Genomic DNA, 25,918 nt, shown 5'->3' with positions numbered 1-25,918 from the left:
CATTCTCCGAGGCCTTGTGCCGATGGGTCCCTGGGCGGCTGCCGGCGTCCCGGGGCTGGCGCCGGGCAACTTCGTGGGTGCCGAGGTGGGACTCTGCCGGGCTGGACTTCGCCGATTCGCCACAGATGGCCGGATTGGCTGATCGTATTGCGGCCATCTGCGTCAAATGGGTGCCCTGTGCCGCGCAACCCCAGGCCCGTGCCCCGCATTTGTGCCACGTGTCCCGTGTGGCCGTCATGAACTGGACCTGCTCAGTGTGGCCGTCATGAACTGGACATGCTCAGTGTGGCCGTCATGAACTGGACATGCTCTGTGTGGCCGTCATGAACTGGACATGCTCTGTGTGGCCGTCATGAACTGGACATGCTCTGTGTGGCCGTCATGAACTGGACTTGCTCATTGCTGCCTCCAAGAACCGGACATGTTCAGCGGCGCCAGAGGTAACGGTTCTCCGGCCGGCCCGCGGCTCCGTACCGGGGCGTCAGCCGGGCATGGCCGTGAACCACGAGGTACTCGAGGTAGCGGCGGGCGCTGACCCGGGACAGGCCCAGTTGCAGCGCCAGGCCGGCCGCGGAGACGTCCTCCGGACTGGCCTTCAGTGCCTCGATGACCGCGTCCAGGGTGGGGCGCGACAGTCCCTTGGGCAGCCGTACGGCGGCCTGGTCTGGCTGGGCGGGCTGACCCGCCGGGGTTTCCGCCACCGCGGACCGGCGGGAGGGCGCGACAAGGCGGTCGATGCTCGCCTGGTCAAGCGGCCCGGAAGCGCCGGAGGCCAGATCGTCCCGCAGCATGACGTACTCGTCGAGCCGTTCATTCAATGCCTGCGAGGAGAAGGGCTTGACCAAGTAGTGCAGCACCCCGCCGGCCATCGCGCCGCGGACCGTGTCCAGCTCCCGGGACGCGGTGATCACGAGGACATCCACCGGCCGCCGGCGCGCGCGCAGCCGCTGCAGGACGTCCAGGCCGGACATGTCCGGCAGATGGATGTCCAGCAACACCAGCTCCGGGCCCAGCTCCGCGGCCAGATCGATGCCCTGCTGCCCGGTGTGGGCCATGGCCACGACGTCGAATCCGCCGCGTGCCAGTAGGAACCCGTGATGGATCCCGGCCACTGCTACGTCATCGTCAATGATGAGGGTGCGTATGGCGTTCATTGGTTTTGTAGTTCCGCCTCTTTTGTTCTGAGCACTACCGAGAAGCAGGCTCCGCCCAACGCCGATGAGGATACTGCCGCCCGGCCTCCGCGCCGGAGGGCAACCCGCTGGACCAGGGCAAGCCCAAACCCGCGGCTGTTGATTCCCTCGGACTCCTTGCTGGTCACGCCGGGCTCGAACACTTTAGCGCGTTCAGGAACCGGGACGCCGGGTCCGTCGTCCTCCACCACGATTGTCCGCCCGCCGTCGGCGCTCTCGCCCAGCCGGATGGCAACAGTGCTGTCGTAACCCGCAGCGTCCACAGCGTTGTCGATCAGGTTGCCCAGCACCGTGATGACGTCGCCCGAGTCATCAACCGAGCACAGCGAATCCGGGCTGACGATGATCTCGATGCCGCGCTCGGCGCAGACCGTGGACTTGGCGATCAGCAGCGCCTGGACCCCGTGGTCGGTGATTCCGGCCGCCAGCGGCCGGTTCGCGAAGACGGCGTCGTTGTGGCTGCGGCCCAGGTATTCGATGGCTTTGTCTTGCTTTCCGAGCTCCAGCAGCCCGGAGATGACGTGCAGTTTGTTGGCAAATTCGTGCGCCTGGGCGCGGAGTGCCTGCGTCACGTCCACGGCGCCGTCGCGGTCACGCAGGACGGTGTGGAGCTCCGTGCGGTCGCGCAGGATCAGCACCTTGCCGACTTCGCGGCCGTCGACGGTGGCCGCATTGACCTTGCCCAGCAGAATCCGTTCACCCGAGAGCACCAGTTCCTCCGTGGCGGACCCGGCCGAGAGCAAGCGGAGGACCGCCGGTTCCAGGCTTGCCGCTGCAGGGGTCCCGGTGATGTCCCCGGCCAGGGCGAGCAGGCGGCGTGCCTCATCGTTGACCAGCGCGACCCTGCCGTCGGCGTCCACCGCCACGAGTCCTTCACCCAGGCCGTGGAGCATGGCGTCGCGCGTTTCGAGCAGGGCAGCGATGTCCTCGGGCTCGAGTTTGTAGATCCGCCGCCACACCAGTTTCGAGACATACATCGCGCCCAGCGAACTCAGCAGTGCCGCCCCGAGCAGCCAGCCGAATAGCTGCGGCATGTCCTCATGGAGGTCGGCGGCCAGGGTGCTCTCCAGCACCCCCACGGATGCGGAGCCGATCACGGCGCCGGCCGCATCGAAGATGGGAACCTTCACCCGCCAGGACTCACCGAGCGTGCCCGTCTGGGTACCCACGTAGATCTCCCCGGACAGCGGCACGGACGGATCGGTGGAGACCGGCCGGCCGATTTCCGCCGGATTGGGGTGCGACTGACGGACCCCGTGCCGGTCCGTCACCACCACATAGGTGACGTTGGATGCCTGCCGGATGACTTCCGCGATCGGCTGGATTGTCTGGGCCGGCGACGATGTGCCGAACGCGTTGATGACCGAGGGCAGCTGGGCAACACTTTCGGCGACGCCGATCAGCCGGCCCTTGTAGGCGTCACGGAGCTGTTGTTCCTGCATCCGGATGGTCACGGCCCCCACCACCGTGAGGACAGCCAGCACGATGCCCAGCTGCAATGCGACCAGCTGGAACCGAAGGGGAATCTTGTGAAACATGTCACAAGTTTCCCATTGGGGGCGCAGCCCGCCCGCCAAAAAGACGGCCGGGGCCGTGACCAATATGACCACTACTACCTCTACGGCCAAATGCTGTTGCCGTTCGGCGGGCGCTCCTAGGGTCAGTGACGTGATTCCAATGATGTGCATCACATTCGCCCTAGGAGAAACCATGACTTCCCAGAACTTTTTCACGCGGCCCGCTTTCACGCGTCCCACCCACACACGTCGCGCCGCCCTCATTGCCGGCGCCGCCGGAGTCGTCCTGGCCATGTCCGCCTGCGCGGGAAGCGGAACCGGCACCGCTGCCGGCGGGTCCGCGGGCGCCGATCCGATCAAGAAGCTCAGCATCATCGTCCCGGCCAACCCCGGCGGTGGCTGGGACCAGACCGGACGTGCCATGCAGCAGGACCTGCAGACCAACAAGCTCGTCTCCTCCGCCCAGGTCACCAACATTGGCGGCGGCGGCGGGACCAACGGCCTCGCCAAGCTCGCCACCGAGAAGGACGTCAACACCCTCATGGTGATGGGCTACGTCATGGTGGGTGCGGTCGAGACCAATGGCGCCAAGACCCGGCTCGAAGACACCACCCCGATCGCGCGGCTCACTGAAGAGCCGCTGGTTCTCGTGGTGCCGGCGTCGTCGAAATACCAGTCGGTCGCCGACCTCGTCGCGGACATCAAGGCCAACGGCAAGGGCGTGGCCATCACGGGTGGCTCGGCCGGGGGCGCGGACCACATCCTGGCCGGGCAGATCCTGAAATCCCAGGGCGTGGAGGCGGACAAGCTGAACTACATCGGCTACTCCGGCGGCGGCGAGTCCATCGCGGCGCTGCTCGGCAACAAGGTCCAGGCCGGCATCTCCGGCGTGGGCGAGTATGCCGAACAGGTCAAGGCCGGCAAGGTCCGGGCGCTCGCCGTCTCCGGAAAGGCCGAGGCCCCGGCGCTTCCCGGGATCAAGCCGCTCAAGGACCAGGGGATCGACGTCGTGCTGACCAACTGGCGCGGCGTGGTGGCCCCCGGGTCCATCGACGACGCCCAGCGAGCGAAGCTGACCGACGTCGTCACCAAGCTGCACGCGTCAGAGGCCTGGAAGTCCACCCTGACCAAGAACAACTGGGACGACGCGTTCCTGGCCGGTGACGGCTTCAAGACCTTCCTGACCGAGGACATCGCCAAGGTCAAGACCACCCTGACCCAGATCGGCCTGGTCAAGTAACAGTGTCTGACCTCGCATCAACGTCTGCACCCGCCGCGGCGCCCCCTGCGGCGCCCGCCAAGCGGCCGACCGGGGAGATCCTGTTCGCCCTCGTGTTCGTCAGCGTGGGCGTCGCGGGCCTGGCGACGGCGGGATCCATTCCGATCCCGCCGTCGGAGACCGGCATCGGCCCGCGTGCCTTCCCCTACATCGTGTGCGGCTTGCTGGTGCTGTGCGGCGCCGGGGTGGTCCTGCAGGTCCTCCGCGGCAAAGTCGGGCAGGCCGAGGACAGCGAAGACCTGGACGTGACCGCCAAGACCGACTGGGTGGCCCTGGCCAAACTCGTGGGTTTCGTGGTGCTGCACATCTTCCTGATCGAGCCGGCCGGCTGGCCGGTGGCCGCCGCCGTGCTCTTCAGCGGTGCCGCCTGGTCCCTGGACGCCAAACCCCTCTGGAAGGCGATCGCCGTGTCCGTGATCCTGGCGCTGGTGCTGCAGTACGTCTTCGGCGGCCTGCTCGGTGTTTCCCTGCCGCCAGGGCCGCTGTTCGAGGGGGTGCCGTTCTTCCATGGATAGCTTCATGCTCCTGCTCGAAGGATTCTCCACCGCGCTCCAGCCCGTCTACCTGCTCTACGCCCTGGGCGGGGTCTTCGTCGGCACCGCCGTCGGCGTGCTGCCCGGCATTGGCCCCGCCATGACCGTGGCCCTGCTCATGCCCATCACCTATGCCCTGGACCCCGCGGCTGCGTTGATCGTGTTCGCCGGGATCTACTACGGCGGCATGTACGGCGGTTCCACCACCTCCATCCTGCTGAACACGCCGGGCGAGTCCTCATCGATCGTCACGGCGCTCGAAGGAAACAAGATGGCCAAGGCCGGCAGGGGAGCGGCAGCCCTGGCGACGGCGGCGATCGGATCCTTCATCGCGGGCACCATCGCGACGGTCCTGCTGACCTTCCTGGCGCCCGTCGTGGCCGACTTCGCCGTCGGCCTCGGCCCCGTGGACTACGTGGCCCTCATGGTGGTGGCCTTCCTGACCGTCGGTGCGCTGCTGGGCGCCTCCGTCCTGCGCGGCCTGGCATCCCTGGCGCTCGGGCTGTTCATCGGCCTGATCGGTATCGATGACAGCACGGCCCAGCAGCGCTTCACGTTCGACAACCCCACCCTGGTTGACGGCGTCGACATGGTCCTCGTGGCCGTGGGCCTCTTTGCCCTCGGCGAGGCGCTTTATGTCGCATCGAAGCTGCGGCACGGCCCGGTGGAGCTGATCCCCGTCAGCAAGGGCAAGAACGCCTGGCTGTCCAAGGAGGACTGGAAGCGGTCCTGGAAGCCGTGGCTGCGCGGAACCTTCATCGGGTTCCCGATCGGCACCGTCCCGGCCGGCGGCGCGGACGTCTCCACATTCCTGTCCTACGCCGCCGAGCGGAAGCTGGCCAAGGGCGCCAACAAGGCCCAGTTCGGCAAAGGCGCGATCGAAGGCGTCGCCGGACCGGAAGCGGCCAACAACGCCGCGGCCGCCGGTGTCCTGGTGCCGTTGCTGACCCTCGGAATCCCGACGACGGCGACGGCGGCCATGATGCTCACGGCGTTCCAGCGCTACCAGATCCAGCCCGGCCCGCTCCTGTTCGAAAACCAGGGCGCGCTTGTCTGGACCCTGATCGCGTCGCTGTACGTCGGCAACCTCATGCTCCTGGTGCTGAACCTGCCTCTGGTGGGCCTGTGGGTGAAGATCCTGCAGATCCCGCGGCCCTACCTCTACGCCGGCATCCTGGTCTTCGCCGCCCTCGGCGCCTTCTCGGTGAACTTCTCCCCGAGCGACGTCGGCATCCTGCTGATAGTGGGCATCCTGGGCTACTTCATGCGCCGCTACGGCTATCCCGTGGCGCCCATGGTGGTGGCGATGATCCTGGGGCCGATGTTCGAGGTGCAGTTGCGGCGTTCGCTGCAGCTCTCGCAAAACGACCCCACGGCCCTGTTCGCCTCGCCGTTCGCCCTGGTGGTGTACGTCTCCATGGCACTGATCTTCGCCGCCTCGTGGTGGCTGCGCCGCCGCCAGGCAACGTTGGAGGCTGCGCCGGCGAAGGAAGCGGTGTCCGTCTAAGCGCGGGCGTTGAACTGAATTGCCGCAAATGGCCGGAATGACGACACTCATTCCGGCCATTTGCGGTAAACGGGCCCACGGGAACGCACCGCCCCGGGCCGCAACGCACCGCGCCGGGCCTCACGACGCCGGGCCTCACGCCTCCGACGTCGGGCGCGGCGCCGGGAGCCGGGACGGCGGGATGACGACATACAGCGGGGTCCGGATCCAGCGCTGGCCCGTCGCGCGGAACTCGGCCCGGGTGGAGAAATGGTAGAGGTAGCTGGTGGCACGTATCCAGTGCGGCCGTCCGCCGGCGAACGGGTCGTCGCGCAGCAGCCGCAGCGTGGGCCGGTCCGCCGCCAGCAGTTTGGCCAGAAACGCGTAGAACCACTCCTCGTGCACGGTACGCAGCGGCAGGAACCACATCAGCCAATCCAGCCGCAGGTGGTATGGGGCGTACTGGCGCGGGATGCGCCGGACGTCGCCGGGCTTGCCCTTGAACCCATACTCCCGCCAGTCCGCGTCGTCGCCGGGGTCCTCGTCGAGGGTTCCCTCCACCACGATCTCGATCCGCCGCTTCGTGACGGTGCCGAACGCGCCGTAGGTGTTGACCAGCTGCCAGCGGTTGAAGGATGCGTTCATCAACTGGTGGTGGGAGAAGAGGTTCTCGATGGGCCGGTAGCTGAGCACCACCAGCAGCACGGTGGCCACCAGGACCACCACCAGCCAAGGAACCGGCGCCTGGCTGCCCACCCCGGCTGCGCCCACCGCCGCTCCTGCTCCGGTTCCTGCGGACGGGGACGCCGCATGCCAGTCCAGCGGGATCGCCGGAATCACGGCGTGCGCCACGGGATCGCTGACCGCCGCGAAGGCCAGGATGATCGCCATCCAGTTCAGCCAGGCGAAATTTCCGCTCGCCACCAGCCACAGCTGGGTGAAGATGATGATTCCGGCGGCGGCGCTGGCCAGGGGCTGCGGGGCAAAGAGGAAGAAGGGCACCACCAGTTGGGCGAAGTGGTTGCCCAGGACCTCCAGCCGGTGCCAGGCCTTGGGGAGCAGGTGGGCCTGCCGGCTCAGCGGCCCCGGCATCGGCTGGGTCTCGTGGTGGTAGTACAGCGCCGTCAGGTCCCGCCATTCCTGGCCTCCCCGGATCTTGATCAGGCCTGCCCCGAACTCCAGCCGGAACACCAGCCAGACCAGCAGGATCAGGATGGTCCGGGGCGGGGGAGTCTGGTCGGAACCGAGGAAGGCCACCGTGAACCCGGCCTCCAGCAGCAGCATTTCCCAGCCGAAGCCGTAGAACGTCTGCCCCACGTTCACGATCGACATGTACAACAGCCACAGGGCCAGGAACGCGATGAGCGGAACCCACGGCGGCCCGAGCTGCGGCAGCCCGGCGATGAGCGTGGCGGCAATGGCCATGCCGCTCCAGCACACCGTCCGCAGCAGCCGGTCCGAGTAGCGCCAGCGGAACAGGCTGGGCCGGCCCAAACGGTTGAAGCCCTCGAGATACGCCGGCACCGGCAACAGGCCGCGCTCGCCGAGGAGGGCCGGGAACTGGTTCAGCGAGGAGAGGAAGGCCACGAAATACAGGGTGGCGGTGCTGCGCTGCAGCACCTGCCGGGCGAACTCGTACTCCGGCGCGTCGAACCACGCGGTCCACTCCACGTTTTCCACGTTACGCCTCCGCCCTGCTGCGTCAACGAGCGGCGGAAGACTCAACCCGACGGCGTCGAGCTGGCACTTCACGGCACTGCTGCACGCCGCGACTGCCGTGAAGTGCCACCTCGAGGCGAACGCGGCGCACCGGCGCGGTGCGGGATACTTGAATCATGCAGCCGCGCAAAATCGTCCTCCTCGGGTCCACCGGTTCCATCGGCACACAGGCGATTGACGTCGTCGACGGCGCCCCGCACCTTTTTGAGGTCGTCGCGCTCAGCGCCGGCGGCGGCAACCTCGAACTCCTGGCCCGGCAGGCCGTCCACACCCGCGCCCAGGCTGTCGGTGTCGCCTCCGGGGATGCCTCCGCCCTCCGGGACATGATCGACGACGCCGCCCGCGCGGCAGGACTCATCGGGTACAGCCCCGAACTCATCACCGGCCCCGACGCCTCCACCCGGGTCGCGGAAATCACCGCCGACGTCGTCCTCAACGGCATCACCGGCTCCATCGGACTTGCCCCCACCCTGGCCGCCCTCGCCTCCGGGGCAACGCTGGCACTGGCCAACAAGGAGTCCCTGATCGTCGGCGGCGCCCTGGTCAAGGCCGCGGCCCGCGAAGGGCAGATCGTCCCCGTGGATTCGGAGCACTCGGCCATTGCACAGTGCCTGCGCTCCGGCTCCGCCGCGGAAGTGGACCGGCTGATCCTGACGGCATCGGGCGGGCCGTTCCGCGGCAAGACCCGGGACGAACTGCACGACGTCTCACCGCAGGACGCCCTGGCCCACCCCACGTGGGACATGGGCCTGATGGTCACCACCAACTCCGCCAGCCTGGTCAACAAGGGCCTGGAGGTGATCGAGGCGCACCTGCTCTTCGACATCCCCCTGGAGAAGATCGACGTCGTGGTCCACCCGCAGTCTGTGGTGCATTCCATGGTCCAGTTCGTCGACGGCTCCACGATCGCCCAAGCCTCGCCGCCGGACATGCGCCTGCCCATCGCCCTCGGCCTCGGCTGGCCGGACCGGGTCCCCGGATCCGCCAGGGCCTGTGACTGGAGCAAGGCCACCAGCTGGACGTTCGAGCCGCTGGACACCGTGGCGTTCCCCGCCGTCGACCTCGCGAAGGCGGCCGCCACGCAGGGCAGCACCTTCCCGGCCGTGTTCAATGCCGCGAACGAGGAAGCGGTGATGGCCTTCCACGCCGGGCAGATCCGGTTCACCGACATTGTGGACACCATCGATGCCGTCCTCAGCGAACACTCAGGCTCCTCCGGGCTGACGGTGGAGTCCGTACTGGATGCTGAAAGATGGGCACGCGCCCGCACCCACGAACGTTTAGCCGTAAGAAGCGTCTAGGAAGCAGCAGATCACAGTATGAGCCCCGTCCTCCTCTTTGTCCTCGGTGTCGTCTTCGTGGCGATCGGCATCGCCGTGTCCATTGCCCTGCATGAAGTCGGGCACCTGCTCCCGGCCAAGCTCTTCAAGGTCCGCGTGACCAAATACATGATCGGGTTCGGACCCACCGTCTGGTCGAAGAAAAGGGGCGAAACCGAGTACGGCCTCAAAGCCATCCCGCTGGGCGGCTACGTGTCCATGATCGGGATGTACCCGCCGAACAAGGAAGACGGCACCGTCCGCACCTCCAGCACCGGAATGTTCCAGTCACTGGCATCCGATGCCCGCTCCCTGGCCCACGAGGAAATCGGCCCCGGCGACGAAACCCGGGTCTTCTACCGGCTGCCGGTCTGGAAAAAGATCATCATCATGCTCGGCGGGCCCGCGATGAACCTGCTGATCGGCGTCGTGCTGACCGCGGTGCTGCTGATGGGATTCGGCACCGCCAGCCAGACCACCACGATCGCGGACGTCTCCAAATGCCAGGTCAAGGCCGGCGAGACCGTGGACCCGGACTCCGCCGACTGCAAGCCCACCCCGGCCGCGGCCGCGGGCCTGTTGCCGAATGACACCATCACCTCTTTCGACGGCAAGGCCGTCACCAGGTGGGACGAACTCACCGGCTGGATCCGCGCCTCGGCGGGCCGGCAGGTGAGCATCACCGTGGAGCGCGGCGGCGCCACCGTCTCGACAACCGTCACGCCCGTGCTCTCCGCCCGCCCGGTTCTCGGTCCCGACGGCCGCCAGGCCAAGGCCGCTGACGGAAGCCTCCAATACCAGGACGTCGGCTTCCTGGGCATCGGCGCCCAGACGGCACTCGTGCAGCAGCCGGCGTCGGCCGTGCTGCCGATGGCGGGGGAGAACATCAAGCAGGTCGCCGGTGTGGTGGTGAACCTGCCGGAGCGCGTGGCCGGTGTGGCCAAGGCAGCCTTCAGCGAGGAACCCCGGGACCCCAACGGCCCCATCAGCGTGGTGGGCGTGGGCCGCGTGGCCGGCGAGGTCGCCGCGATGGAGGAAGTCCCGCTGCAGTCCCGCTTCGCCGCCCTGGTGGGTCTGCTGGCCGGACTCAACTTCGCCCTGGCCGTCTTCAACCTCATTCCGCTGCTGCCGCTCGACGGCGGCCACATCGCGGGCGCGCTGTACGAGGGGGCCCGGCGCCAGATCGCCAAGCTGTTCGGCCGCCCGGATCCCGGCGCCTTCGATATCGCCAAGCTGCTCCCGGTGACGTATGTGGTGGCGGTGCTGCTGATGGGCATGGGCGCGCTGCTGATCTACGCCGACATCGTCAAGCCGGTCAACCTCTTCGGATAGGCCCGGCTGGTATTTCAGCCAAATTCCGCTGACTATCATTCATAAGCCTATTTAGGCTGATTTTAAGTAATCAGTTGAAAACGGTTGATTATTCCGGATCAGCTCCCTAGGCTGGGGTCATGTACGTCATGACAATCGACCAGCGCGGCAGCACGGGCGACATCGACCGGGTCCCCGGCCTCCTGAAGGGGCTCAGCGCACTCTCCACCGCCGGGCGCTTTGAGCGTTCGGTGGGCGACGAGGTCCAGGGCGTCGTGGAACGGGCCGACGAGGTGGTGGAGATCGCCCTTCACGCCCTGCGCAGCGGCCGCTGGTATGTCGGGATCGGAGTGGGGGAGGTGGACCTGCCGCTGCCCGCCAGCCCGCGCGAAGGCTCCGGTCCCGCCTTCGTGGCGGCCCGGTCCGCCGTCGACCGGGCCAAGGGGGCGGCCGCCCATGTTCCCCTCGCCGTGGTTGCCGGCCGCGACCGCCGGCGGGCAAATGCAAATGCGGCAACCACGGCCGCGGACGGCGCCAGCGGATCCCAGGGGGCCAGGGCCTGCGCCAATGCGGAGGCGGTGCTCCGCCTGATTGGCCGCCTGGTCCAGGACCGGACCGCGGCGCAATGGAAGGTGGTGGACGTGCTGCGCTCGGTGCGGCAAGACACCCACGGAACCCACGGCAGCCAAAAAATAGCGGCACAGAAACTCGGAATCACGGAGCAGTCGGTGAGCCGCGCAGTCCTCCGCTCGGGCTGGCAGGAAGAATGGGCCGCGAGGCCGGCCGCAGAACTGCTGCTGACCCTCGCCCACGACAGCACCGAAGGAGAGAAGTGAACGCCCTGTGGATCACGCTGGCCCTGCTCACCGCAGGATTCGTCGGCTGGCCGGTCACTGCCTGGGTGTTCCGCCTCGCCCGCACCATTGATGACCGGGCCGGCGCCGGCGTCGGCGCCGGCGGGGACGCGGCCGAGGACCCCGCCGCCGACTCCACCACGGACCCCGACCTCCAGGCGGCCCCGGAGCCGGCCGGGCCGGACGCAGCAGCGCCTACCCCGGCAGCGGCGGCCGCCGCGCCGCCCGCCGAGACCGTCAGCAGCGTGCGCATCCTGCGCGGCGGCGCCATTATCGGCATCCTGGAACGGTTCGCCGTGTGCCTGGCGATCCTGGCCGGCCAGCCCGTCGCCATCGCCTACGTCGTGGCCATCAAGGGCCTCGGCCGGTTTGCCGAGTTGAAAGCCACCCCGGTGGCGGCCGAGCGGTTCATCATCGGAACCCTCACCTCCATGCTCTGGGCAGCCGGTGTCGCCGCCCTGGCCAAGGTCCTCTTCCTCGGCTGACCGCGTGCCCCGGAGCCTCCGGATGGGAACCGGGCAAACAGGGCGATAGTGTATCCATATGACTGTTTTTGCTGTGGAGTACGTGTACGACGCCGAATCATCCGAGGTCCGCGATGCCAGCCGCCCGGCACACCGCGAATGGACCGCGGATCTTGCCCGTGACGGCGCCCTGCTGGCCAGCGGCCCCTACGGCGACGGTGCAGGCGCGCTGCTCATCTTCAAGGCCGCCGATGAGGCGGCCTTGAATGACCTTCTGCGGCAGGACCCCTTCGCAGCCGCCGGTGCCATCTCGGGCACCCGCACCACCGTGTGGGCGCCGCTGACCGGTCTTCTGGCCGAGCACGCCTAGCCCGTCCCGCCCGCACCTTCGCAACTTCGAATTCTAAAAGGGAGTCCATGTGACCTCGGTCAGCCTGGGAATGCCGTCAGCACCGCCCCCCGTCCTTGCCCCCCGCCGCAAGACGCGCCAGATCAAGGTGGGATCAGTCGGCGTCGGCTCCGATTCGCCCATCAGCGTCCAGTCCATGACCACGACGCCGACGACCGACATCAACGCCACCTTGCAGCAGATCGCGGAACTCACGGCCTCCGGCTGCGACATCGTGCGCGTCGCCTGCCCGTCGGCCGATGACGCCGCGGCGCTGCCGATCATCGCCAAGAAGTCCCAGATCCCGGTGATCGCGGACATCCACTTCCAGCCGAAGTACGTCTTCGCCGCGATCGAGGCCGGCTGTGCCGCCGTGCGCGTGAACCCGGGCAACATCCGCAAGTTCGATGACCAGGTCAAGGAGATCGCCCGCGCCGCCAAGGACCACGGCACCTCCATCCGGATCGGCGTCAACGCCGGATCCCTGGAACCTGGCATCATGAAGAAATACGGCAAGGCCACCCCGGAAGCCCTCGTGGAATCCGCCGTTTGGGAGGCGTCCCTCTTCGAGGAGCACGGTTTCCACGACTTCAAGATCTCCGTCAAGCACAACGACCCGGTCATCATGGTTGCCGCCTACGAGATGCTGGCCGAAAAGGGCGACTGGCCCCTGCACCTCGGCGTCACCGAGGCCGGACCGGCCTTCCAGGGCACCATCAAGTCCGCCACGGCGTTTGGCGCCCTGCTCTCCCGCGGGATCGGCGACACCATCCGCGTCTCCCTCTCGGCCCCGCCGGTCGAGGAAATCAAGGTGGGCAACCAGATCCTGCAGTCGCTCAACCTGCGCCCCCGCAAGCTGGAAATCGTCTCCTGCCCGTCCTGCGGCCGCGCCCAGGTGGACGTCTACACGCTCGCCGAGCAGGTCACCGCTGGCCTGGAAGGCATGGAAGTCCCGCTGCGCGTGGCAGTCATGGGCTGCGTGGTCAATGGTCCCGGCGAGGCCCGCGAGGCCGATCTCGGCGTCGCCTCCGGCAACGGCAAGGGCCAGATCTTTGTCAGGGGCGAGGTCATCAAGACTGTCCCGGAGGATCAGATTGTTGAGACACTGATCGAAGAAGCCATGCGTATCGCAGAAGAGATGGGGGACGCCGATGGCGAAGATGCTGTCAAGGGTAGCCCCGTGGTTAGCGTCTCGTAAGGACGACGCCGCTCCCGGCGTCGTCGTCCGGGTCCTTGGCGGCGCGGACACCGGACAACTGCTGGCGCTGGCGCACCGGGACGCCGTCGCCAATGTCTTCATCCTCTCGCACCTGGAGACCGCCGGTACGGCGTCTCCCACGGCCGGGGGCGCCAGCATTCTTGGCGTGTTCGACGGCGGCACCCTCCTCGGTGCCTGCTGGGCCGGTGCCAACCTGGTGCCGATCGAGCTGGCGCCCGAGCTCGCCGGCCTCATTGCGATGGCCGCGCACCGCTCCGGGCGCCGCTACGCCTCGATCTTTGGCCCCGCCGAAACTGTGCTGGCTCTCTACGCGGCGCTGGAGCAGCTCGGCCAGACGGCCCACGAAGTCCGGGACCACCAGCCCCTGCTGACGATTGCGGGGCCGCCCGCCGTCCGGCCCGAGCCCGCACTCGGCTTTGGCCAGCTGGCTGACTTCGACAAGATCCTGCCCGCATGCGCCGCAATGTTTGAGGAAGAAGTGGGCTATTCGCCCTACCTCGGCGGCAGGGAGTATTACAGCCGGCGCGTCAAGAGCCTCATCCGCCAGGGCCATTCCCTCGTGCACGTGAACGCCGCCGGCGATGTCGTCTTCAAGGCCGAACTCGGCGCCGTCACGCCGGAAGTGACCCAGGTCCAGGGCGTCTGGATGAATCCCGACTTCCGCGGACTGGGACTGAGCGCGGGCTACATGGCCGCCGTCGTCGTCCTCGCCCAGACCCTCGCGCCGGTGACCAGCCTGTACGTCAACGGGTTCAACGCCAAGGCACGCGCCACCTACGATCGGGTGGGCTTTCGCCAGGTGGGCACGTTCGCTACAGTGCTCTTCTAGCGGGCAAATGCCGGCTGGCCGGTCTAGTTTTTTGGGGGAAACATGAAGACATCAGTGCTGCGCATTTTCGGGGCCTCGGCGCTCCTCGCCTGGGGCGCCATGGGATTGGCCGCATGTGGCACGCCCACCGGCTCGCCGGATACAGCCAAGAGTGCGCAAGCCCAGGCCGCAACCACGGTTCCCAGCGCGGCCACGACGCCTACTCCCACCCAGACGCAAGCCAAGGCTTACACGAGCGATGAACTGACGGCCCTCGTGGCACAGTTGAAGGATGCGCACGGCAAGCCGCTCACCGTGATGCCGCTTGCCGATCTCAAGAAGTCGGTCGAACAGGCAAAGTCCTTGCTGGCATCGATCTCGGTGGAACCCGCGGAGTGCGCGGCTCTGGCCCTTGGTGGCCAGGCAGCCTCGACCGAGGGCACGGCGGTCGCGGCGGGGGTGGCCCAAGATGCCGGGACGGGCGCTTCCACGGGTGTCTCCCTGGCGTTCCGGGCTGACGCCAAGCTCCTCAAGAAGGGACTCGCCCAGGGCGAGGACTCAATAAGTGCTCAGCCCTTTCATTCACGACCAATGGCACCAAAGTGGACCTCAAACTGACCAAGCTGGCCGGAGTCGGCTCAACCCCGGGCACCGTCGCGTACCGGACAGACACCGCACTGCCGGGTGGCCGGAAGCAATCTGCGATCACCGGACAGGTGATCCAGGACGGCGTTCTCATCACCGTCAGCGCGGCAGGTGGCGGCAGCGAGGCCGACGCCATCTCCCGGGCCGGAAAATTACTGGATCAGGCCGCCGCGCTCGTCGGGAAGTAGCCCGATTGCCGCCGCGCATGGATCCGCAACGACATGTCGAAAATATCCGGTTGCAGACTATTGCTTCCCGGCCGCATGTCACATAGGTTCTACCTAGCCGTGTCGCATAGGCGCGCACACTCCCCAACGCATTTTCCGGGGAAGACAACGCCTGGAGACGACACCAAGTAGCTCGCAGCCTGAGATCTGGGGGTGCTGGGGCCACGGAGCCACGCCATGACGGGATGACCAGCCGGAAAACGGCCAGGGGCTTCCATCAGTTATGGCGTGGCTCTTCCATGCGCCGCGCTCCGCAGAAGCGGGGGAGAAGCGGAGGAGAAGCGGGGCCGCAGCGGGGCCGGCGCGGCAAAGCGGTGCGCTCCGGACGGTAGATTAGTACCTAGATGCTTTTCTTAGGCTTTGCCCGCACTTCCCCAGAAACGGATACCCCACCTGTGGTCCTTCGACTCTCCAAGCTGTTCCTGCGCACCCTGCGCGAAGATCCCGCCGACGCCGAGGTGGCCAGCCACCGGCTCCTGGTCCGCGCCGGCTACATCCGGCGGGCCGCGCCCGGCATCTACACCTGGCTGCCGCTGGGGCTCAGTGTGCTGCGCAAGGTGGAGCAGGTCATCCGCGAGGAAATGACCGCCATCGGAGCCCAGGAAGTCCACTTCCCGGCGTTGCTGCCCAAGGAACCCTACGAGGCCACGAACCGCTGGACCGAATACGGCGAGGGCATCTTCCGGCTCAAGGACCGCAAGGGCAACGACTACCTTCTGGCCCCCACGCACGAGGAAATGTTCACCCTGCTGGTCAAGGACCTGTACTCCTCGTATAAGGACCTGCCGCTGAGCATCTATCAGATCCAGAACAAGTACCGCGACGAGGCGCGTCCGCGCGCAGGCCTGCTGCGCGGCCGCGAATTCATCATGAAGGATTCCTACTCCTTCGACGTCGACGACGCCGGCCTGGACGACAGCTACGCCGCCCACCGCGGCGCGTACCTGAAGATCTTCGAGCGCCTCGGCCTCGAAGTGATTCCGGTTGCTGCCACCGCCGGCGCCATGGGCGGGTCCAAGAGCGAGGAATTCCTGCACCCCACCGAGATCGGTGAGGACACCTTCGTGCGCTCGGCCGGCGGCTACGCGGCCAACGTCGAGGCCGTCACCACAGTGGTCCCCGCGGACATCGACTTCAGCAACGCCCCGGCCGCCGAAGTCCGGGACACCCCGGACACCCCCACCATCGAAACCCTCGTCGACGCCGCCAACGTGCTGGTTCCGCGCACAGAGGCCGACGGCGGCCCCTGGACCGCCGCCGACACGCTCAAGAACGTCGTCCTCGCCGTGACGCTGCTCACCGGCGAACGCCAGATCGTCGTCATCGGCCTCCCCGGAGACCGCGGTGTGGACCTCAAGCGCGTCGAGGCGAACATCGGGTCCTTCCTGCCGATTGCCGGCGAGATCACGCTCGAAGCCGCCAATGAGGACGACCTCAAGAAGCAGCCCCTGATCGTCAAGGGCTACCTCGGCCCCGGCATGTCCCTGGACGCGCCGCTGCTGGGCAGCGAGGGCGCCGCAAAGCTGCTCTACCTCGTGGATCCCCGCGTCGTCAGCGGCTCTGCCTGGGTCACCGGCGCCAACGAGGCCGGCAAGCACGTCTTCGGCCTCGTCGCCGGACGCGACTTCGGCTGGGACGGAGTCATCGAGTGCACCGAGGTGCGCGCCGGCGACGAGGCTCCCGACGGTTCCGGTCCCCTCGAAACCGCCCGCGGCATCGAAATGGGCCACATCTTCCAGCTGGGCCGGAAGTACGCCGCCGCCCTGGACCTGAAAGTCCTGGACCAGAACGGCAAGCAGGTGGTGGTGACCATGGGCTCCTACGGCGTCGGCGTCACCCGCGCCGTGGCGGCCCTGGCAGAGTCCAACCACGACGACCGGGGCCTGGTCTGGCCGCGCGCCGTCGCCCCCGCCGACGTCCACGTTGTGGCCGTGGGCCGCGGCGAGGAGATCTTCGCCGCCGCCGAAAAACTGTCCCTGGAGCTCGAGGCTGCCGGCCTGGACGTCATCTATGACGACCGCCCCAAGGTTTCCCCCGGCGTGAAGTTCGGCGACGCCGAACTCGTCGGCGTCCCCACCATCCTCGCCGTCGGACGCGGACTCGTGGACGGCGTCGTGGAGATCAAGGACCGCCGCAGCGGCAGTGCCGAGAATGTAGCCGTTGACAAGGCTGTTGACTACGTGGTCAACGCCGTGCGCAACAGCTGATGCCGCGCCGTCCCGGGCGCCGTACTAAGCCGTACTAAGTAATGGTCTCCGGACTCGAATCGATCCAGCTCGGAACTGTCATCCTGATCGTCGTGGCCGGCCTGGCGGCCGGATGGGTCGACGCCGTCGTCGGCGGCGGCGGGCTCATCCAGCTCCCGGCGATGCTCCTGGTGCCGGGCATCAGCCCGGTCCAGGCACTGGCGACCAACAAGATGGGGTCCATCTTCGGCACCAGCACCAGCGCGGCCACGTACTACCGCCGCGTCCGGCCCGATCTGCGCACCGCCCTGCCCATGGCAGCGATCGCGCTGGCGGGCAGCTACGGCGGTGCGGCGCTGGCCGCCAACCTGCCGGCCAGCGTGTTCAAGCCGATCATCGTGCTGGCGCTGATCGCCGTCGCGCTCTTCACCGCCTTCCAGCCCGGCATCGGTGAGCTGACCAAGCTGCGCCACGAGGGGCACCGGCACTACGTGGTGGCCTGCCTGATCGGCGGCGTGATCGGCTTCTACGACGGCCTGATCGGTCCCGGCACCGGTTCGTTCCTGATCATCGCCCTCGTCTCGGCCATGGGCTACGCCTTCCTGGAGGCCAGCGCCAAGGCCAAGATCGTGAACGTGGCCACCAACGCCGGCGCCCTGCTGTTCTTTGTTCCGCACGGCGCCGTGCTGTGGGGGCTCGGGCTGCTGCTGGGCATGGCGAACATGGCCGGCGGCTACCTCGGTGCCCGGACTGCGGTCCGGCAGGGGAGCAAGTTCATCCGGATCGTGTTCCTGGTGGTGGTGGGCGCGCTGATCATCAAGCTCGGTTCCGACGTCTGGCAGGACAACCTGTCCTAAGCCGCTTGGTTCCGCGGCAACCCGCATGGGACTCCCGGTCCGCTGGCCCCGGGCGTAGCATGCAGCTATGTCAGCAGGTGAGGAACGCTACCGGGATGCCCTCGAGGCCGCGGCCGGACACGCACGCCGGTGGCTTGAGAGCCAGGGAACACGCCGAATCGGGCCGCAGGTCACGGCGGCCGAGCTGGCGGCCGACTTCGGCGGACCGCTGCCCAAAGAGGGCATGCCGGCGGCGGAAGTGGTGGACTATCTTGCGGCCAAGGCCGAACCCGGGCTGATGGCCATGCCGTCCGGGCGGTTCTTCGGCTGGGTCATCGGCGGCACGCTGCCGGCGGCGCTGGCGGCCGACTGGCTGCTCAGCGCCTGGGACCAAAACGCGGGGCTGCGCTTCGCCACGCCCGCCACCGCCGCGATCGAGGAAGCCGCCGGCAAATGGATCCTTGAGCTGCTGGGTCTGCCCGGGGAGTCCGACGTCGGCTTCGCCACCGGCGCCACCATGGCCAACTTCACCGGCCTCGCCGCCGCCCGCTGGCGGCTCATGGCCGACGCCGGCTGGGACCTCGACGGCGACGGCCTCGCCGGTGCGCCCCGGATCCGCTGCTTTGCGGGGCAGGAACGGCACGACACCATCGACCTCGGCCTGCGCTACCTGGGCCTGGGACGTCCCACCGTGGTGCCGTCCGACCGCCAGGGGCGCATCATCCCGGCCGAGCTGGATTGCGCCCTGGACCTTGCGCTCCGTGCGGGGGAGGACGGCCGCCCGGTCCCGGCCCTGGTGTGCCTGCAGGCCGGCAACCTGCATTCGGGCGCCTTCGACCCCTTCGCCGAGGCCATCGCCGTCGCGAAGGCGCACGGCGCCTGGGTGCACGTGGACGGGGCTTTCGGACTCTGGGCGGCCGCCGTGCCCGAGTTGTCCGCCCTGACCGCGGGACTCGGGCTGGCCGATTCGTGGGGGACGGATGCGCACAAGACCCTCAACGTCCCGTACGACTGCGGGATCGTGATCGTGCGCGACGCCCAGGCCCTGCGGTCGGCGATGGGGCTGCACACCAGCTACCTGATCCAGGCCGCGGACGGTGCCGGGGACCCGTTCGAGTCCGTGCCTGAGCTCTCCCGCCGCGCGCGGGGCGTCCCGGTGTGGGCGGCGCTGAAATCCCTGGGCCGCGACGGCGTCGCCAGCCAGGTCCGCACGCTCGTGCAGCGGGCCGCGCAGTTGGCCGAGCAGCTCGGGGCGCTGGACGGCGTGGAGGTGCTCAACGACGTCGACTACACCCAGGTGTCCCTGGCGTTTGGCGACGACGCCGTGACCCGGGCCGTGACGGAGAGGGTCATGGCTGATGGCCGGGTCTGGATGTCCGGGTCACGCTGGCAGGACCGCGATATCCTGCGGATTTCGGTGAGCAACTGGAGCACGGACGACGCCGACGTCAGAGTCGCCGTCGACGCCGTCCGCGACGCGCTGGCGGCGGTGCGGGGCTGACTGCGGGGGTTAGCGAGTTACGCGTGCGCGGAGATGCGGACCGCGGTCACCTTGTATTCAGGGCACCCCGTTACCTCGTCCTCCACGGCAGAGGTGAGGCTGTTGACTGTTGCGCCGGGGAAATGGAAGCCCGCGAACACCTGACCGGGTTCCACATCGTCCGTGATCCTGAGCCGCAGGACCGCCATTCCATGCCGGCTGTCCAGCCGGACAGTATCGCCATCATTCAGTCCCAGCGCCGCCGCGTCCCCGGGCTCGACGTCGATCGTTTCGTCGGGGAGCAGGACCAGGTTGTCGGTCCGGCGGGTCATGCTGCCGGAGTTGTAATGCTCCGCCCTGCGCCCGGTGACGAGAAGGTACGGATAGGCCGCGTCGCACTGCTCGCCCGGCGGCAGGTACGGCCGCGCGGCCAGGTGTGCCAGACCGTCCGGGGTGGCGAACCGGTCCTGATAGAGCCGAGGTGTTCCGGGGGAAACGGCGGACCCGCACGGCCAATGCAGCGGGCCGTCCCGGTCCAGGCGTGCGTGGGATATTCCGCCGAACAGCGGCGCCAGGCTGGCGCACTCCGCCATGGCCTCCTCCGGTGTGGGGCATCCAAGGTCCGCCCCCATGACGGCCGCGACGGCGTGCAGCACCGCGAAGTCTGTGCGGACGCCGGCCGGGGGCGCCACGGCGGCCCTGACCCGCTGGAAGCGCCGGTCGAAGTTGACGAACGTGCCGTCCTTCTCGAGCCAGGCGGCCACGGGAAAGACGACGTCCGCTGCGGCGGCCGTGGGGGAGAGGAACAGATCGTTGCAGATCACCAGCGGGCAGGCAGCCAGGGCCGCCCGCACCGAAGCGCTGTCAGGATCGGTGGCGAGCACGTCCTCCCCGATCACCCACAGCGCCTGCAACGCCCCGTCCCGGGCGGCCGCGAACATCTGCGGGATCCGAAGCCCTGGCCGCGACGGCACATCGGCCCGCCAGGCCTCGGCGCAGCGGGTCCGCGCTGCCGGGTCCAAGACCTTCTGGTAGCCGGGCAGCAGGTCAGGCAGAGCCCCCATGTCAGACGCACCCTGGACGTTGTTTTGCCCGCGCAGCGGGTTCACCCCACCGCCGGCACCCGGCCCGACGGCACCGCGCAGGAGTGCCAGGTTGGACAGGGTCCGGACACCGTCCGTGCCGTGCCGGTGTTCGGTCACGCCGAGTCCGTAGAAGATCGCCGGGACCAGTGCCTGACCGTACATCACGGCGGCGCGCACGAGGTCGTGCGCCGGGACACCGGAGATTTCGGCTACGCGTTCCGGCGGGTAGTCCTCGAGCAACCCGAGCAGCTCGTCATAGCCGTTGGTGTGGGTATCAAGGAAGGCGGAGTCCACGAGCCCCTCGCGGACCAGGACGTGGGCCAGGCCGTTGAACACGGCCACGTTGGTTCCCGGCCGGGGCCGCAGGTGGACGTCGGCGTGCCGGGCCAGGAACGTGCGCCGGGGATCCACCACCAGCAGGCGGGCGCCGTCCATGACCCGCTGGAAGATCCGTGAACCGACAACGGGGTGCGCCGCCGTCGGATTCGCGCCAACCAGGAGGATCACGTCGCACCGGTCGAGGTCATCGAATGCATTCGTGCCGCCGCCCAGGCCAAACGTGGCGGCCAAGCCGGCCGCCGAGGGGGCGTGACAGAGCCGGGCGCAGTTGTCCACGTTGTTTGTCCCCATGACTGCCCGGGCGAATTTCTGGGCCAGATAGTTCTCCTCGTTGGTGGCCCGGGCCGAGGAGATGACGGCGAATCCGCCCGGGTCCGCGTCCCGGATCCCGGCAAGCCTGGCGGCCACGTAACCCGTTGCGGCCTCCCACGACGCGGGCGCCAGGGTTCCGTTCCTGCGGATCAGCGGGGTTGTCAGACGGTCTGTTGAACCCAGGAACCCGTGGGCGAACCGTCCCTTGACACACGCGTGGCCGCGATTCACTGAGCCCTCACCGGCGGGCCGGACGGTCATGATCACGTTGTCACGGGTGGAGACCTCCAGGGTGCAGCCGACGCCACAATACCCGCAGGTGGTCCGGGTCTGCCGTTCGATCGGCAGCAGGTTGAGCAGCCCGGGCTCGGACAGGGCGCCGGTGGGACACGTATCCACGCACGCCCCGCACGAGACACAGTCGGACTCCGCCCAGGGACCACCGGTGCCCGGCGCCACCACCGTGCCGGCTCCGCGGCCCGTGAGGGTCAGGGCGAACGTGCCCTGGATCTCCGCGCAGGCGCGGACACACCGCCCGCAGGCAATACAGAGATCGCGGTCAAGCTTGACGTACGGGTGGGAGTGGTCAAGTCCGCGCTCCGGCGGCGTGACGGCACCAGACGGTGCAGTCACCCCGTAGTCGGCGCATTGCCGGGCCAGTTCGCTGCGGTCGGCCGGGACGTCCAGCGCCCGCGTCGGCAGCCCCGCGACGATGGCCCGCAGGGCATCCCGCCGCAACGCCCGGGACGCCTCGACGGCGACGCGCAATCCGTCCTCCGCCGGGGTGCTGCAGGCGGCGGCCGGGCCCCGGCCGGTGATGTCGACCAGGCACGTACGGCACGAGGCCACGGTGGTGAGCCGGTCATCGTGGCACAACGTCGGGAGGGCCAGGCCGGCCGCCCGCACAGCATCGAGCAGCGTGGCTCCGGCCGCGACCTCGACCAGTCGGCCGTCGACAACGAGTTTCACGACGGCCATCCGTCCAGGCCGTAGACGCGGGCGAGGCTTAACACCGCGGACGGCACCCGCCGGCCGAAAGCGCACAGGCTGCCCGCCGCCAACGTGCGCAGCACCTCGCCGCGTTCCCGGCGGATATCCGGCCCGTCAGGCCGCTCCGACAGGGCCCGGCCGCGCCATGTCCCCACCCGGCAGGGCGAGCACTGCCCGCAGCTCTCCGCTGCCGCAAAGTCCCACAGGTTCCGCAGCACCTGCTCGCCCGAAAGCCTGTCATCGAAGGCGACGATCCCTGCGTGGCCGAGGGCCGCTCCCCGGCTGGTGAGGGCGGTATCGCTCAGGGGCACGTCCAGGTCGGCGGGGCCGAGGAAGCCGCCCAGGGGGCCGCCGATTTGCAGTGCACGCATCGCTGCCCCGTCCCGAAGCCCGCCGCCGAGATCTTCCACGATCCGCCGGACCGGCGTGCCGATCTCCACCTCGTAGGCGCCGGGCCGCAGAAACCGTTCGGACAGGCAGGCGACCACCGTGCCGGCCTCGTCCGCGGTCCCCATCGCCGCGTATGCGGCTCCGCCGTGCTGCACTATCCACGGCACCGCACTGAGTGTTTCCACGTTGTTGACTACGGTGGGCCGTCCGTGGAGCCCCCGTGCGGTGGGAAACGGCGGGCGGGGCCGCACGACGCCGCGCAGGCCTTCGAGCCCGTTCAACAGGGCCGTTTCCTCGCCGGAGACATACGACCCCGCGCCAACAGCTACGTGGATCTCCAGGCTGAATCCGCTGCCTCCCGCGTCCGGGCCGAGGTGCCCGGCAGCGCGTGCCTCGAGCAGCGCTTCCTGCAGGCGGGCGACGGCGTCGGGATACTCTGAGCGGACAAACACGACGCCGGTTTCCGCGCGGACAGCGAAGCAGGCCAGGGCGAGGCCTTCGAGCACACGGTGCGGGTCCTGTTCCATGAGCAAGCGGTCCGCAAAGGAACCGGGGTCGCCCTCATCACCGTTGGCCACAACCACCCGCGGTGCAGGGTGTTCCAGTGCGGCCCGCCATTTGGCGGCGACGCGGAAGCCGGCTCCGCCCCGTCCCTTCAGCCGGGCGGATTCGACCTGGCTGAGGACATCTTCAGGTGTTCCTGCGGCGACGACCCCGGGCCAGGCCGACCATGGCGTCGATGCTCCGAGCAGCCCGGCGGTCACCACAGGGTACGCACTGTCACAGGACACCGGGATGGGCGGCGCCTTCCGCGGTGACGTTCCCTGCAACTGGGCCGCCAGGTCGGGCCCAGCACACGCGTCCCCGCCGTCGAGGGCTGCCGGTCCGCCGAAGCAGTAGCCCAGGCAGCGCACTTCCTGGAGCGATACGGCGCCGTCCGCGCTTCGGCTCCCCGCTTCCACTCCCAGCGCCGCTTCCACTTCCGCCATGTGCCTGCCGCCGGACGCCGCGAAGCAGGCGGCTGCACCGCAGGCCCGGATGTGCCGGGTTCCGCGCGGAGCGGAGAAGTCGGCGAAAAACGATGCCGGTCCCTCGGCCGCTGCGGCGGGCAAGCCGAGCGCACGGGCGATCTCGGCCGGGGAGGTAACGGAGCCGCGGAGCATACTCTTGATCTCCACGATGGGCCGCTCGAAGCGGGCGGCATACCGGAGGAAAGGATCGTCATTGTCCCGACCCTCCTGCCCGGCAGGTTCGGCGGCTGAGCGCCCGCCACGGGGTTCGTGCATGTGTCCAGCCTTCTCCCCGGCACCCCCGGTCGGGGAAGAGCCAAAAGTCCCCGGATCGCCAAGTGCTGAAGGAGCCGGCTGCGGCTAGTGCTGGTCCGCCGCCCAGTGGGCCATGTCCTGGCCCGGATCGGGCAGCTCCTGCGGGGCGGGCAGGCCGGGAAGCGTCCGGCCCGCCAGCGTGCTCGCCACCCACAGCGATCGGGCCAGATCGCCGTCATAGTGGCGCTGCGAGGCATACCAGAGGGCGTTCTCCACCTCGCGCGCCAGGCTCCACTGCCGGGCGGCCTCGGCGTCGAGCCCGGCTGCGGCACTGAAATCCCCGCACCGCGCGAGCAGGGCCCGCCCGGGATCCTGCTGCGGCAGTTCCCGGAGCCTGTTCCACAGCACCGGGGCCACCGCGAACTCCGCCTCCCCGATCATGGGCTGGGGATCAATCGCAGCGTACTCCAGCGGCGGTGTTTCCTTCCGGGCTCCAGGGTCCGGGACGCCGGGACGGGCCAGGACGTTCAAGTAGTGCAGGTCCGCGTGGACCAGGACGTCTTTGCCGGACCGCCGGCCGACGGCGCCGCGGGTCTGGCAGACCTCCAGCGCCGCTTCGAGCAGCCAGCGTGGGAACGGGCGCCCGAGGTGTTCCCACGCCTCCGGGAATTCATCGCTCCACTGCTCGGCCCGTGCCGCCACGTGGTCGATTTCCAGCCACTCCGGCCGGCCGTCCGGGAGCACGCTGAGCTGGCTGACCACGCCGCCCCACGCGGTCACCGCCGTGTCCAGCGGGACATCCAGGAGGGAGCGGCAGGCGTCCAGGCGCTCGAGGAGCAGGGCGCAGGAACCGGCGTCGGCGGCCAGCAGCCTGACGGCGCCGTGACCTCCCCACAGGGCGAGGGCGTGGTGTTCGCGGGTGGCCTCCTCATGCGGAAAAGCCAGCTTCAGCACGGCTGCCTCGCCCTTGCCCGGGGACCCCTGCCCGTCCCGGCGCCGCACGGGAATGACGACGCCGCCGTGCCCGTTCCAGGGAAGGGCACCCGGTTCCAGATCCGGCTCCAGGTCCCACTGGTCGAGGAATCGCCCGATCAGGTCAGGAAGTGTTGCCAGCCAGGTGCGTCCCGCAGGGGTACGGGCGTACCGGCGGGAAAGATCAGGCGGGATGGGGACGTCTGGGATCGCGTTCACGGGACCTATCGTAGGGCCGGAGGGGTCGCCGCCGCGTTGGCGGGCCGCAGGCGGGCCTCGGATGGTTCCTCTGGGACCGGGGGGCCTTTAGACGATGCCGCTCGCGCCGAGCGCGTTGCCGATCGCGAACGTTGCCACCAGCGCCACGGCGCCGCCAATCACCACGCGGATCGCTGCTTTGAGCTTTGAACCGCCGCCAATCCACGCGCCCACGGCGCCAGTGGCGGCCAACGCCACGAGCACGGCCACGAAGGTCAGCGGAATCCTGATGCTTTCCGGCGGCAGCAGGATGGCCAGCATGGGCAGGATTGCACCGGCGAGGAACGCGATGGCAGAAGCGAACGCCGCGTGCCAGGGGCTCACGATGTCGGTCTCGTCAATATGGAGTTCGGCTGAGAGGTGCGCGCCGAGCGCGTCGTGCGCCGTCAGTTCCTTGGCCACCGTCCGTGCGGTCGCGGGGCTGAGGCCCTTGCCCTGGTAGATCGCCGCGAGCTCCTCGAGCTCTTCCTCCGGCTGTTCCTCCAGTTCCCGGCGCTCCTTTTCGATCAAGGCGTGCTGGCTGTCCTTCTGGCTGCTGACGGAGACATATTCCCCGAGCGCCATCGAGATAGCGCCGCCCACCACGCCCGCGGCGCCCGCGAGCAGGATTGCTCCGGTGTCGGTGGTGGCGCCGGCGACGCCGACGACGATCGCTGCGACCGAGACGATGCCGTCATTGGCCCCCAGAACGCCCGCGCGGAGCCAATTGAGGCGGTGTGCGATGTCATTGTGGTGCGGCTCGTTCTCGTGCTGGGTTGCGGCGCCGGTCGTTTCCATGCCTACAGCAAATCACCCGGCGCCGGGGCATGCCAGTATTCCAAGGCTTACCAAAATAAGCCGAGG

22 protein-coding genes are annotated in these 25,918 nt (G+C 68.7%); 15 read left to right on the top strand and 7 right to left on the bottom strand.

The annotated features are described in order from the left end of the window. Positions 1-425: 425 nt before the first annotated feature. Together AC1DGD_RS08055 and AC1DGD_RS08050 are read right to left on the bottom strand one after the other, a co-directional pair. Positions 426-1,154 (bottom strand): response regulator, encoded by a 729-nt coding sequence (locus tag AC1DGD_RS08055; RefSeq protein ID WP_476849410.1) that lies wholly within the window; start codon positions 1,152-1,154, stop codon positions 426-428. After that, positions 1,151-2,731: an ATP-binding protein gene (locus AC1DGD_RS08050; protein ID WP_476856463.1), complete on the bottom strand. Its 1,581-nt coding sequence runs from the start codon at positions 2,729-2,731 to the stop codon at positions 1,151-1,153. Before AC1DGD_RS08050 ends, AC1DGD_RS08055 begins: the two co-directional genes overlap by 4 nt. Positions 2,732-2,903: 172 nt before the next feature. Here AC1DGD_RS08050 and AC1DGD_RS08045 point away from each other — a divergent pair, with 172 nt between their 5' ends. Genes AC1DGD_RS08045 through AC1DGD_RS08035 form a run of 3 tightly spaced genes read left to right on the top strand, consistent with a single transcriptional unit; the run spans position 2,904 to position 6,029 of the window. Continuing rightward, positions 2,904-3,950 (top strand): Bug family tripartite tricarboxylate transporter substrate binding protein, encoded by a 1,047-nt coding sequence (locus AC1DGD_RS08045; protein WP_476849412.1) that lies wholly within the window; start codon positions 2,904-2,906, stop codon positions 3,948-3,950. A 2-nt stretch (positions 3,951-3,952) separates the two neighbouring features. Beyond that, entirely contained in the window at positions 3,953-4,504 is a 552-nt protein-coding gene (locus tag AC1DGD_RS08040; protein ID WP_230009576.1) for a tripartite tricarboxylate transporter TctB family protein, read from the top strand. Continuing rightward, the gene (locus AC1DGD_RS08035; RefSeq protein WP_476856462.1) at positions 4,497-6,029 is read left to right on the top strand and encodes a tripartite tricarboxylate transporter permease; all 1,533 of its coding nucleotides are present in this window, start codon (positions 4,497-4,499) and stop codon (positions 6,027-6,029) included. The genes AC1DGD_RS08040 and AC1DGD_RS08035 overlap by 8 nt, the downstream gene beginning before the upstream one ends. Positions 6,030-6,164: 135 nt before the next feature. Here AC1DGD_RS08035 and AC1DGD_RS08030 read toward each other — a convergent pair whose 3' ends face one another. Next, a complete protein-coding gene (locus AC1DGD_RS08030) occupies positions 6,165-7,679 on the bottom strand; it encodes a lipase maturation factor family protein (RefSeq protein ID WP_476856461.1) in 1,515 nt (504 codons plus the stop codon). Positions 7,680-7,843: 164 nt separating this feature from the next. On the opposite strand from AC1DGD_RS08030, the gene dxr reads away from it, so the two are divergent. From dxr to AC1DGD_RS07970, 12 genes are all read left to right on the top strand, one after another. Then, a complete protein-coding gene (gene dxr, locus AC1DGD_RS08025) occupies positions 7,844-9,028 on the top strand; it encodes a 1-deoxy-D-xylulose-5-phosphate reductoisomerase (RefSeq protein ID WP_476856460.1) in 1,185 nt (394 codons plus the stop codon). Between the two features lie 18 nt (positions 9,029-9,046). After that, positions 9,047-10,378, top strand: coding sequence for a M50 family metallopeptidase (locus AC1DGD_RS08020; RefSeq protein ID WP_476856459.1), 1,332 nt, complete (start codon positions 9,047-9,049; stop codon positions 10,376-10,378). Between the two features lie 119 nt (positions 10,379-10,497). After that, positions 10,498-11,193 (top strand): MarR family transcriptional regulator, encoded by a 696-nt coding sequence (locus AC1DGD_RS08015; protein WP_476856458.1) that lies wholly within the window; start codon positions 10,498-10,500, stop codon positions 11,191-11,193. Beyond that, positions 11,190-11,696, top strand: coding sequence for a hypothetical protein (locus AC1DGD_RS08010; RefSeq protein WP_476856457.1), 507 nt, complete (start codon positions 11,190-11,192; stop codon positions 11,694-11,696). The genes AC1DGD_RS08015 and AC1DGD_RS08010 overlap by 4 nt, the downstream gene beginning before the upstream one ends. Before the next feature lie 58 nt (positions 11,697-11,754). Then, positions 11,755-12,045 (top strand): YciI family protein, encoded by a 291-nt coding sequence (locus AC1DGD_RS08005; RefSeq protein WP_476856456.1) that lies wholly within the window; start codon positions 11,755-11,757, stop codon positions 12,043-12,045. 49 nt (positions 12,046-12,094) lie between these two features. Further along, complete coding sequence (ispG, locus tag AC1DGD_RS08000) at positions 12,095-13,261, top strand: flavodoxin-dependent (E)-4-hydroxy-3-methylbut-2-enyl-diphosphate synthase (RefSeq protein ID WP_476856455.1); 1,167 nt, start codon at positions 12,095-12,097, stop codon at positions 13,259-13,261. Continuing rightward, positions 13,224-14,111: a GNAT family N-acetyltransferase gene (locus tag AC1DGD_RS07995; protein ID WP_223914221.1), complete on the top strand. Its 888-nt coding sequence runs from the start codon at positions 13,224-13,226 to the stop codon at positions 14,109-14,111. The genes ispG and AC1DGD_RS07995 overlap by 38 nt, the downstream gene beginning before the upstream one ends. 42 nt (positions 14,112-14,153) lie before the next feature. Continuing rightward, on the top strand, positions 14,154-14,708 hold the full coding sequence (locus tag AC1DGD_RS07990) for a hypothetical protein (RefSeq protein WP_476856454.1): 555 nt from the start codon (positions 14,154-14,156) through the stop codon (positions 14,706-14,708). Continuing rightward, entirely contained in the window at positions 14,693-14,923 is a 231-nt protein-coding gene (locus AC1DGD_RS07985; protein ID WP_476856453.1) for a hypothetical protein, read from the top strand. Before AC1DGD_RS07990 ends, AC1DGD_RS07985 begins: the two co-directional genes overlap by 16 nt. Before the next feature lie 434 nt (positions 14,924-15,357). Further along, positions 15,358-17,169 (top strand): proline--tRNA ligase, encoded by a 1,812-nt coding sequence (locus tag AC1DGD_RS07980; protein WP_476856452.1) that lies wholly within the window; start codon positions 15,358-15,360, stop codon positions 17,167-17,169. A 41-nt stretch (positions 17,170-17,210) separates the two neighbouring features. After that, positions 17,211-18,005 carry a sulfite exporter TauE/SafE family protein gene (locus AC1DGD_RS07975; RefSeq protein ID WP_028277113.1) on the top strand — a complete coding sequence of 265 codons (795 nt, stop codon included), beginning with the start codon at positions 17,211-17,213 and terminating at the stop codon, positions 18,003-18,005. A 67-nt stretch (positions 18,006-18,072) separates the two neighbouring features. Next, the gene (locus AC1DGD_RS07970) at positions 18,073-19,485 is read left to right on the top strand and encodes a pyridoxal phosphate-dependent decarboxylase family protein (protein ID WP_476856451.1); all 1,413 of its coding nucleotides are present in this window, start codon (positions 18,073-18,075) and stop codon (positions 19,483-19,485) included. 17 nt (positions 19,486-19,502) lie between these two features. Here AC1DGD_RS07970 and fdhF read toward each other — a convergent pair whose 3' ends face one another. The 4 genes from fdhF to AC1DGD_RS07950 form a co-directional block, all read right to left on the bottom strand. Then, the gene (gene fdhF, locus AC1DGD_RS07965) at positions 19,503-22,178 is read right to left on the bottom strand and encodes a formate dehydrogenase subunit alpha (RefSeq protein WP_476856450.1); all 2,676 of its coding nucleotides are present in this window, start codon (positions 22,176-22,178) and stop codon (positions 19,503-19,505) included. Continuing rightward, the gene (locus AC1DGD_RS07960; RefSeq protein ID WP_476856449.1) at positions 22,166-23,866 is read right to left on the bottom strand and encodes an NAD(P)H-dependent oxidoreductase subunit E; all 1,701 of its coding nucleotides are present in this window, start codon (positions 23,864-23,866) and stop codon (positions 22,166-22,168) included. The genes fdhF and AC1DGD_RS07960 overlap by 13 nt, the downstream gene beginning before the upstream one ends. Before the next feature lie 84 nt (positions 23,867-23,950). Beyond that, positions 23,951-25,036: an aminoglycoside phosphotransferase family protein gene (locus AC1DGD_RS07955; protein ID WP_476856448.1), complete on the bottom strand. Its 1,086-nt coding sequence runs from the start codon at positions 25,034-25,036 to the stop codon at positions 23,951-23,953. Between the two features lie 87 nt (positions 25,037-25,123). After that, the gene (locus AC1DGD_RS07950) at positions 25,124-25,852 is read right to left on the bottom strand and encodes a VIT1/CCC1 transporter family protein (protein WP_223914023.1); all 729 of its coding nucleotides are present in this window, start codon (positions 25,850-25,852) and stop codon (positions 25,124-25,126) included. Between the last annotated feature and the right edge of the window lie 66 nt (positions 25,853-25,918).

Source organism: Arthrobacter sp. 05T45 (assembly GCF_056395875.1).
Note: the sequence above shows the minus strand (reverse complement) of the source record. Positions and strands in the feature narration are given on the sequence as shown.

Excerpts from the sequence above, each read along its gene's own strand:
- AC1DGD_RS08055 (WP_476849410.1), bottom strand. The coding sequence starts at position 1,154 with ATGAACGCCATACGCACCCTCATCATTGACGATGACGTAGCAGTGGCC.
- AC1DGD_RS08050 (WP_476856463.1), bottom strand. The coding sequence starts at position 2,731 with ATGTTTCACAAGATTCCCCTTCGGTTCCAGCTGGTCGCATTGCAGCTG.
- AC1DGD_RS08045 (WP_476849412.1), top strand. The coding sequence starts at position 2,904 with ATGACTTCCCAGAACTTTTTCACGCGGCCCGCTTTCACGCGTCCCACC.
- AC1DGD_RS08035 (WP_476856462.1), top strand. The coding sequence starts at position 4,497 with ATGGATAGCTTCATGCTCCTGCTCGAAGGATTCTCCACCGCGCTCCAG.
- dxr (WP_476856460.1), top strand. The coding sequence starts at position 7,844 with ATGCAGCCGCGCAAAATCGTCCTCCTCGGGTCCACCGGTTCCATCGGC.
- AC1DGD_RS08020 (WP_476856459.1), top strand. The coding sequence starts at position 9,047 with ATGAGCCCCGTCCTCCTCTTTGTCCTCGGTGTCGTCTTCGTGGCGATC.
- AC1DGD_RS08015 (WP_476856458.1), top strand. The coding sequence starts at position 10,498 with ATGTACGTCATGACAATCGACCAGCGCGGCAGCACGGGCGACATCGAC.
- AC1DGD_RS08005 (WP_476856456.1), top strand. The coding sequence starts at position 11,755 with ATGACTGTTTTTGCTGTGGAGTACGTGTACGACGCCGAATCATCCGAG.
- AC1DGD_RS07995 (WP_223914221.1), top strand. The coding sequence starts at position 13,224 with ATGCTGTCAAGGGTAGCCCCGTGGTTAGCGTCTCGTAAGGACGACGCC.
- AC1DGD_RS07990 (WP_476856454.1), top strand. The coding sequence starts at position 14,154 with ATGAAGACATCAGTGCTGCGCATTTTCGGGGCCTCGGCGCTCCTCGCC.
- AC1DGD_RS07975 (WP_028277113.1), top strand. The coding sequence starts at position 17,211 with ATGGTCTCCGGACTCGAATCGATCCAGCTCGGAACTGTCATCCTGATC.
- AC1DGD_RS07970 (WP_476856451.1), top strand. The coding sequence starts at position 18,073 with ATGTCAGCAGGTGAGGAACGCTACCGGGATGCCCTCGAGGCCGCGGCC.
- fdhF (WP_476856450.1), bottom strand. The coding sequence starts at position 22,178 with ATGGCCGTCGTGAAACTCGTTGTCGACGGCCGACTGGTCGAGGTCGCG.
- AC1DGD_RS07960 (WP_476856449.1), bottom strand. The coding sequence starts at position 23,866 with ATGCACGAACCCCGTGGCGGGCGCTCAGCCGCCGAACCTGCCGGGCAG.
- AC1DGD_RS07950 (WP_223914023.1), bottom strand. The coding sequence starts at position 25,852 with ATGGAAACGACCGGCGCCGCAACCCAGCACGAGAACGAGCCGCACCAC.